Origin of the sequence: Salinispora fenicalii, from assembly GCF_000514815.1 — a bacterium.
Classification (GTDB): Bacteria; Actinomycetota; Actinomycetes; order Mycobacteriales; family Micromonosporaceae; genus Micromonospora; species Micromonospora fenicalii.
On sequence record NZ_KI911474.1, the window covers coordinates 43411 to 49744 of the forward strand.

At 70.6% G+C, this 6334-nt stretch carries 6 protein-coding genes and 1 pseudogene; 6 read left to right on the forward strand and 1 reads right to left on the reverse strand.

From position 1 onward, the window contains the following. Positions 1 to 34: 34 nt before the first annotated feature. From B116_RS0123315 to B116_RS0123335, 5 genes are all read left to right on the forward strand, one after another. On the forward strand, positions 35 to 796 hold the full coding sequence (locus B116_RS0123315) for a maleylpyruvate isomerase family mycothiol-dependent enzyme (RefSeq protein ID WP_018724147.1): 762 nt from the start codon (positions 35 to 37) through the stop codon (positions 794 to 796). Positions 797 to 961: 165 nt separating this feature from the next. After that, positions 962 to 2362 carry a GH1 family beta-glucosidase gene (locus B116_RS0123320; protein ID WP_027661483.1) on the forward strand — a complete coding sequence of 467 codons (1401 nt, stop codon included), beginning with the start codon at positions 962 to 964 and terminating at the stop codon, positions 2360 to 2362. Between the two features lie 46 nt (positions 2363 to 2408). Further along, positions 2409 to 3416 (forward strand): LacI family DNA-binding transcriptional regulator, encoded by a 1008-nt coding sequence (locus B116_RS0123325; protein ID WP_027661484.1) that lies wholly within the window; start codon positions 2409 to 2411, stop codon positions 3414 to 3416. A 53-nt stretch (positions 3417 to 3469) separates the two neighbouring features. Further along, positions 3470 to 3868 carry a RidA family protein gene (locus B116_RS0123330; RefSeq protein WP_027661485.1) on the forward strand — a complete coding sequence of 133 codons (399 nt, stop codon included), beginning with the start codon at positions 3470 to 3472 and terminating at the stop codon, positions 3866 to 3868. After that, positions 3865 to 4755 (forward strand): GNAT family N-acetyltransferase, encoded by an 891-nt coding sequence (locus B116_RS0123335; RefSeq protein ID WP_027661486.1) that lies wholly within the window; start codon positions 3865 to 3867, stop codon positions 4753 to 4755. The genes B116_RS0123330 and B116_RS0123335 overlap by 4 nt, the downstream gene beginning before the upstream one ends. An 11-nt stretch (positions 4756 to 4766) precedes the next feature. Here B116_RS0123335 and B116_RS0123340 read toward each other — a convergent pair whose 3' ends face one another. Continuing rightward, positions 4767 to 5588 carry an EI24 domain-containing protein gene (locus B116_RS0123340; protein WP_027661487.1) on the reverse strand — a complete coding sequence of 274 codons (822 nt, stop codon included), beginning with the start codon at positions 5586 to 5588 and terminating at the stop codon, positions 4767 to 4769. A 375-nt stretch (positions 5589 to 5963) separates the two neighbouring features. Here B116_RS0123340 and B116_RS27975 point away from each other — a divergent pair. Beyond that, a pseudogene (locus B116_RS27975) lies at positions 5964 to 6334 on the forward strand (right-handed parallel beta-helix repeat-containing protein); the annotation flags it as partial.

Below are 6334 nucleotides of genomic sequence, written 5' to 3' on the forward strand. Positions count from 1 at the left end.
CACTGGTGGCCCGGTCACCCCCGGGAGGATGGCGATGAGCAAAACGCACGGTACGAAGGACTTCTGGATCGGGGCGCTGCGGGCGGAGGGGCCGGCCTTCGCCGCGGCGATCGCCGAAGCACCCGCCGACGCTCCGGTGCTCTCCTGTCCCGGCTGGACAGTGACCGACCTGACCCGGCATCTGGCAAGCGTCTACCGCTGGGTGCACGGGACCGTGTCGGCCAACTCCGTCACCCCGCCGCCCCTCCAGTCCGAGCTGGTGGAGCCGAATCCGGACGAGACCGACCTCCAGCTGTGGCAGCGGGCGTACGACGAGCTGCTGGTGCGGTTCGACGCGCTCGACCCCGAGGCACCGGCGTGGAACTGGGCACCGCAGCCGAAGAAGGCCGGCTTCTGGCCGCGCCGGATCGCCCATGAGACGGCGCTGCACCGCTGGGACGCTCAGCTCGCCATCGGTGCGGGCGACCCGATCGAGACGAAGCTCGCAGCCGACGGAGTGAGTGAGGTGCTCGACACCTGCCTGCCGGCCGGCCGACGTCCGGATCATGGGCAGTGGCACGGAGTCGTGCACCTGTCGGCCTCCGATGCCGGGCAGGAGTGGTTCCTGCGGTTGCGCGGCGAAGGGGTTGCCCTGCTGGACACCGCCACGATCTTCGATGATCACGACCCTCACGCCCGGGTCCAGGTCGTCGGCACCGCCAGCGACCTACTGCTCGCGCTCTGGGGACGAGTCAGTTTCGACACCCTGGCGGTGACGGGCGAGCGCGCTCTCCTGGCTGGTCTCCGGACCAGCTGAGGCCGCCGGGCCACGTCCAGTCTTTGCCCGGACCGGGGCTGTTCGCGCACGAGCAGCCCCTGGCTCCACCCGCCTCGCACGGCTCGGAGTCCGCGGAGGGAGAGCGCTTTCTTGACATGGGGTAAAACATCGGGAGACGCTGCGCGACGGGAGGGAGACACCCCTATGAGTGCGCTTCATTTTCCGGAGAAGTTCCGCTGGGGCACGGCCACAGCGGCGTACCAAATCGAGGGTGCGGCCCGCGAAGACGGCCGGGGGCCATCGATCTGGGACACCTTCAGCCGTACGCCGGGCAAGGTCTATCAGGGCCACACCGGTGATGTCGCCTGCGACCACTACCACCGGTACGTCGACGACGTGGAGCTGATGGCCGGGCTGGGGATCCAGACGTACCGGTTCTCGGTGTCCTGGCCCCGAATCCAGCCAGACGGCACCGGCCCGGTCAACCCGCGCGGGCTGGACTTCTACGACCGCCTGGTGGACGCCCTGCTGGCCCAGGGGATCGACCCGATGGTCACGCTCTACCACTGGGACCTGCCGCAGACCCTGCAGGACCGGGGCGGCTGGGCCGCTCGGGAGACCGCGGAGCACTTCGCCGGGTACGCCGCCGCCGTCCACGGTCGCCTCGGTGACCGGGTGGACTCCTGGACCACCCTCAACGAGCCGTGGTGCTCGGCGTACCTGGGCTACGGCAACGGGGTGCACGCTCCCGGGATCACGGACCCGGGCGCCGCCTTCACCGCCGTGCACCACCTGCTGCTCGGGCACGGCCTGGCGGCCCGGGCGCTGCACGCGGCCGGCGCGGGGAGCGTCGGGATCACGCTCAACCCGGCCGACGTCCGCCCCGCCGACCCGGACAGCGCCGCCGACGCCGCCGCGGTACGTCTGGTCGACGGGCTCCAGAACCGGATCTTCCTGGACCCGCTGTTCCGGGCCGCGTACCCGGAGGATGTGCTGGAGCACATCGCCCGAATCGTGCCGCCGGCGTTCCTCCGGGACGGCGACGAGAAAACAATCGCCACCCCGATCGACCTGCTCGGCGTCAACTACTACGCGCCCCTCTACGTCGCTGGTAGGCCGGACGGCGCCGGCGGCGGTGGGGCGTTCCCCGGCACCGACGGGGCGGTGGAGTTCCTGCCACCTGCCGGACCGCTGACCGATATGGGCTGGATGATCGAGCCGGCCGGGCTCACCCGGCTGCTGGAACGCCTCGCCACCGACTACCCGGGCGTACCATTGATGATCACTGAAAACGGGGCGGCCTTCCCGGACCACGCCGCGCCGCCGGCCGACCCGGAGCAGCCGACGGCGGAGGGGGCCGGCGGGGTGGTCGACAACGACCGGATCGCCTACCTCGACGGACACCTCCGCGCCGCGCACGAGGCCATCGCCCGCGGGGTGGACCTACGCGGTTATCTCGTATGGTCGTTACTGGACAACTTCGAATGGGCCGAGGGCTATCGGAAGCGGTTCGGGGTCGTCCACGTTGACTACCTGACCCAGCGACGTACACCGAAGGCCAGTGCCCACTGGTACCACCAGGTGATCTCCCGGAACGGACTCTGAGCGGGAGGTCGAACCGGGAACGGGCGCTGTCCCCGGGGGGAGGGCGATGACGACGGCGCAACGACCGACGCTCGAGGCGGTGGCGCGTCGCGCCGGTGTCTCCCGAGCCACCGTCTCCCGGGTGGTGAACGGCTCCACCACAGTGGCCGAGCCGATCCGCGAGGCCGTCCGCCGAGCCGTCACGGAGCTTGGGTACGTACCGAACCTGGCCGCACGCAGCCTGGTCACCCAACGAACGGACTCGGTCGCGCTGGTCATGCCGGAGGCGGCCACCCGGGTCTTCTCCGACGACCAGTACTTCCCCGGCATCATCCGCGGCGCCGCCCAGGAGCTGGAGGCGGCCGACAAACAGTTGGTGCTCATGCTGGCCGGCTCGCCGGCCGGGCACGAGCGGGTGGAGCGGTACACCACTGGCCGGCACGTCGACGGGGTGCTGTTCGCCTCGCTGCACGGCGCCGACCCGCTCCCCGGCCGGCTGGCCCGGCTGGGCATTCCGGTGGTGTGCAGCGGCCGGCCGCTCGGAGGCACCCCGGTCCCCTACGTCGACGTGGACCACATCGGCGGGGTGAGCCGGGCCGTCCAGCATCTGATCGACAGCGGCCGGCGACACATCGCCACCATCGCCGGCCCCCAGGACATGGTGGGCGGGATCGAACGGCTGACCGGATACCAGGCCGCGATGACCCCGGCCGGGCTGCCGGAATGGGTGGCGTACGGCGACTTCACCCGCGAGTCGGGGGCCACCGCGACCCGGCGGCTCCTCGCCGAGCACCCCGACCTGGACGCGATCTTCGCCGCCTCCGACCTGATGGCACACGCCGCCCTGCGGACGCTACGCGCGACGGGGCGACGGGTGCCCGACGATGTCGCGGTGATCGGCTTCGACGACATCGAAACCGCCGCGTACACCGACCCACCCCTGAGCACCGTCCGCCAGCCGATTCAGGAGATCGGCCGGCGAATGACCCGCCAGCTACTGCGCCTCGCGGCCGGTGAGCCGATCGAACCGGCGGTGGTACTCCCGACCGAGCTGATCCTCCGCGACTCTGGCTGAGCCACCGACGAAACCAGATCGAACAACCGTCGGGACTGCACTAGCGTCACTTCATGCCCCAACTCCGCCACGTCTCCGCCCTCGCCGAGGCCGAGTACGCGTACATCAGCACTGTCGAGCCGGCAACACGCCTCGTCCTCACCGCCGGGGCGTGCCCGCTCGACGCGGACGGCCGTACGGTCGCCCCCGGTGATCATGCCGCCCAGGCCCGGCAGGTGATGGCCAATCTGGAGACCGCCCTCACCGCAGCAGGTGCCCGCCTCACCGATGTCGTCAAAACCACGGTGTACGTGGCTTCGGCGCACCAACCCGACCTGGTGACCGTCTGGCAGGTCGTCCGGGACGCCTTCGGCGACCACGACCCGCCCAGTACCCTGCTCGGGGTGGCCGCGCTCGGCTACCCCGATCAGCTCGTCGAGGTCGAGGCGGTCGCCGCCGTGAGTGCCGCATGAGGATCCGCGCCGCACAGCCCGCCGACGCGCCCGCCGTGGCGGCGCTCCGCACCCAACTCTTTCCGCAGCTGGTTCGCGGGGTGGCGGCAACGCGCCAGATGCTCTCCCAACCGCCCCCAGGGCGGCACTGGACCGCGTTCGTCGCCGAGGTGGACGACGAGATCGTCGGTTGGGTCTCGGCCTTCCGCAACGCCAGTTCCTTTCGAAGGGTCGGCGAGATCTCGCTCCTGCACGTCCACCCCGAGCATCGGGGACATGGGATCGGCAGCGGGCTGCTGACCGCGGTCCTCGACCACCTCGCCCCGCTCCGGCTTCCCCTGCTGCGTGGGCGGGTGCTACCCGAGTCGTTGCCGTACGCGCGGCGGCGCGGCTTCCTACCCAGCCGCCAGGAACGCTTCTCCGCGCTCGAGCTGACGGCCCTGCCACCCCTGGCCGTTCCCCCGGGCGCCCGACTGGTGCCGCTGTCCGAGGTTGACCCCCACCACGTGTACGAGGTGGAGCGCGACGCCAGCGCCGATGAGCCGGGAGACGTCGCCTCCGACGCCCTCACCTACGAGCAATGGCGGGCCGATACGTGGGACAACGTCGGCCTGGACCGGGAGGCCAGCACCGGCATCGAGGTCGACGGCGTCTTGGCGGCAATCAGCCTGGTCCAACGGGACGGTTCGCGGATGTGGTCGGACTACACCGCTTCCCGGCCGGAGCACCGGGGGCGAGGGCTCGCGGCGGCGGCGAAGCTGGGTGCCCTACGCCGGGCCGCGGCCAGCGGGGTGACGGTCGCATACACCGGCAATGACGAGGCGAACAAGCCGATGCTCGCGATCAACGAACGGCTCGGCTATCGACCGGTCGCCGCCCAGTGGAGTTGCCTCCGGGAGATGAGCTGAGCGACAGTGCGTCACGCGCCGTCCTGATCGGTCCCGATCAACCCTACGGTGGTGGGCTGGCCCAGCACCCGGCGGGCCAGTAGGGCAGCGCCCGCGACGGCAGCCGGCATGAGCAGCACGGCGCCGAGTGGGATCAGGAAGCTGACGAACACCGCCACCCCGAAGCCGAGCGCGGTCGGTCGGTCGGCCCGCAGGGCGGCCCGCCGGTCGGACAACCGCAGCCCCCGCCGGTAGAAGGGGGCGCCGACCAGCTCCACCGCGAGGAGCCAGCCGCCGATGGCCGCACCGAGTGCCGGCACCACGGTCTGACCGACCACCGGGATGAAACCGGCCACAAAGAGGGGCACGCCGAACAACACCGCCAACCCCACCAGCCGCAGTGAGTCGACGATGCTGTGCCACAGCGACGACCAGAACGGCACGTCCACCGCGTTGGGCGTACCGCCGAGGCCGTCCTCGACGCGTTCGGAGATCTTCTCGTAGAACGGGTCCCCGATGATCAGTGTGACGGCGGTGAACGCGACCACCGTGAGCAGGCCACCCAGCCCGAGCAGCGCCAAGCCGGCGGCTACCCGCGTCAGACCTCGTCCGGCGGCAGACCAGTCGTCGGCGAACGGTGTGATCAGCGCGGCCAGATCGTCCACGAAGTAGACGAGCGCACCGAACGCGGCGACGAAGAACACTCCAGAGATCAGGGCCGGTAGGACGCCGAGCAGCATCAGGCCGGGGTTGCGGAGGTAGAGGCCGATGCCACGCAGGAAGAGGCCGACACCGGCGAAGAATCGGCCGGCCACCCCGGTTAGGGGCGCGGCAAAAGCGGGGGATGCGTTCATGCTCGCCGAGCCTAGCCACGCCGAGTTCCACCCGGGCTAGCCAGCGATCTCCGCCCGGTCCGCCGAGGTCCGGCAGCTCGCGGACACTACGCACACCCTCCCCCAACCAACGTAAGTCACTTTCACCCAGTTTCGTGGGTTTTTTCGGGTTCATGTTCCTTTGCAGCTGTACTAGCCCTAACGTCCGAATTGGCTGCTACCGCCCGCCTGGTAGCCGAGAAGCGCCATGCCCGGTCCGCCCCGGGGTTGGCAGCTCCTCGCCGCACGGGGAAGGGGATCGACACCGCGATGAAGCACCAACACCACACGANATCTCCTGGCACAAGCCAGGCAGCGGCACGTCGACGGCGGCGGTGGGCCGTCGGGCTGGCCGGCGTGACCGGCCTCGCCCTCAGCACCGCCGGCCTCATCCCCGCCAATGCCGCCGCCAGCGTTGACGCCAACGCCAGCAGCGACGCCAACACCGTCGAACGACCCCACACCACCACCGGCGACCGCCTCCAGAACACCAACCAACCCCCCACCGACAACCACCGGGGCGACAACAAGAACAACGGAAAGGACAGCAAGGGGAAGAACAGCAAGGACAAGGGGAAGGAGGCTGGGAAGCCGCCGGGCACTCCCGTCCCCTGTGACGCCGACGCCCTGATCGCCGCCATCACCCTCGCCAACGCCCGCGGCGGCGCTGTGCTCGACCTCGCCAAAGACTGCACCTACCTACTCACCGCCGACATCGACGGCGCCGG

What these genes read in the sequence shown, in the direction of transcription:
- B116_RS0123315 (WP_018724147.1), top strand. Translation starts at nt 35, where the DNA reads ATGAGCAAAACGCACGGTACGAAGGACTTCTGGATCGGGGCGCTGCGG.
- B116_RS0123320 (WP_027661483.1), top strand. Translation starts at nt 962, where the DNA reads ATGAGTGCGCTTCATTTTCCGGAGAAGTTCCGCTGGGGCACGGCCACA.
- B116_RS0123325 (WP_027661484.1), top strand. Translation starts at nt 2,409, where the DNA reads ATGACGACGGCGCAACGACCGACGCTCGAGGCGGTGGCGCGTCGCGCC.
- B116_RS0123330 (WP_027661485.1), top strand. Translation starts at nt 3,470, where the DNA reads ATGCCCCAACTCCGCCACGTCTCCGCCCTCGCCGAGGCCGAGTACGCG.
- B116_RS0123335 (WP_027661486.1), top strand. Translation starts at nt 3,865, where the DNA reads ATGAGGATCCGCGCCGCACAGCCCGCCGACGCGCCCGCCGTGGCGGCG.
- B116_RS0123340 (WP_027661487.1), bottom strand. Translation starts at nt 5,588, where the DNA reads ATGAACGCATCCCCCGCTTTTGCCGCGCCCCTAACCGGGGTGGCCGGC.